Annotated in this window: 1 protein-coding gene and 1 pseudogene; one reads left to right on the top strand and one right to left on the bottom strand. The window is 78.3% G+C overall.

What is annotated here, in order from left to right; translation table 11 throughout:
* Positions 1-319: pseudogene (locus F6X68_RS32735) on the bottom strand (hypothetical protein); the annotation flags it as partial.
* Between the two features lie 250 nt (positions 320-569).
* Between F6X68_RS32735 and F6X68_RS32730 the strand changes: the two are divergent.
* Positions 570-1109: phosphatase PAP2 family protein (locus tag F6X68_RS32730; protein WP_225852575.1), on the top strand; the 540-nt coding region annotated here is incomplete at its 3' end.

Genomic DNA, 1109 nt, shown 5'->3' with positions numbered 1-1109 from the left:
CGCCGCCGCCGCTCGGCCCGGCGGCGCGTCCGAAGCCCCCGTCCCGGCCCGGCGGCCGACCGGTACCGCCGCCCTCGTCCCCGAGGCCTTCGGCGCCCTCGTCCCCGAGGCCTTCGGCGTCGCCGAGCCCGTCGCCGAAGCCCTCGCCGAGCCCCAGCCCGAGCCCGGCACCCACGCCGACCGGCGAGCCGACGTCGGTGGAGCCGACGAGCACCCTCTCGCTACCGCCGCCCGAGCCCACGGCGTCCCCGGCGCCCAGCGCGTCCCCGGCACCCGACGACCCGACCGCCAGCGCGACCGTCGACCCCGACCCGACCACCGGCGATCCCGGCGGGACCGGGCACCGGGACGGCCGGCCGCGGGTACGGTGACGGTCGACGGCAGGTGATCCACGGCAGGGCCCCGGCCCGGTCGGAGCGCCGGGGTACGGACGGGAACGGTTCCGGGCAACGGCCCGGGGTGGACGCAGAGGCGGGGCGCTGAGCGGGACGGGTGGTTCGGACGCGGAACCCCACAGCCGTCCGGCCGCCCCGCCACCACCCGGCCGGACCCTCCGGCTCGCCCGGTTCGTGACCGAGCTGACCGCGCCCGCGGTGCTGGTCTCGGCGCTGACGCTGGCGGTCGGCTGGCACAGCGCCCAGGGCGCGCACGGGCTGGCCTGGGGGCTGCTGGCCACGCTCTTCGTCAGCGGGATCCCGTTCGCGTACATCCTCGGCGGGGTGCGTCGCGGCCGGCTGACCGACCATCACGTGGGGATCCGCGAGCAGCGCCGCGTCCCGCTGCTGTTCGGGCTCTGCTCGGTCGCCGCCGGGCTGGCCCTGCTCGCCGTGCTCGGCGCGCCGCGACCGGTGCTGGCGCTGGCCGCCGCCGGGCTCGTCGGCCTGGTGGTCGCCGTGACGGTGAGCCACTGGTGGAAGATGTCGATCCACTCGGCGGTGGCCGCCGGCACGGTGGTCGTGCTGGTGCTCACGTTCGGGGCCGGGTTGCTGGCGACGGCGCCACTGCTCGCGCTGGTCGGTTGGTCCCGGGTCCGCCTGCGCGACCACACCGTGCCCCAGGTGGTCGCGGGACTCGCCCTGGGGGCCCTGGTAGCCGCCCTCTTCTTCGCC

Origin of the sequence: Micromonospora sp. AMSO12t (assembly GCF_008806585.1) — a bacterium.
GTDB classification, from domain to species: domain Bacteria; phylum Actinomycetota; class Actinomycetes; order Mycobacteriales; family Micromonosporaceae; genus Micromonospora; species Micromonospora reichwaldensis.
This window is presented reverse-complemented; position numbering and strand designations above follow the sequence as displayed.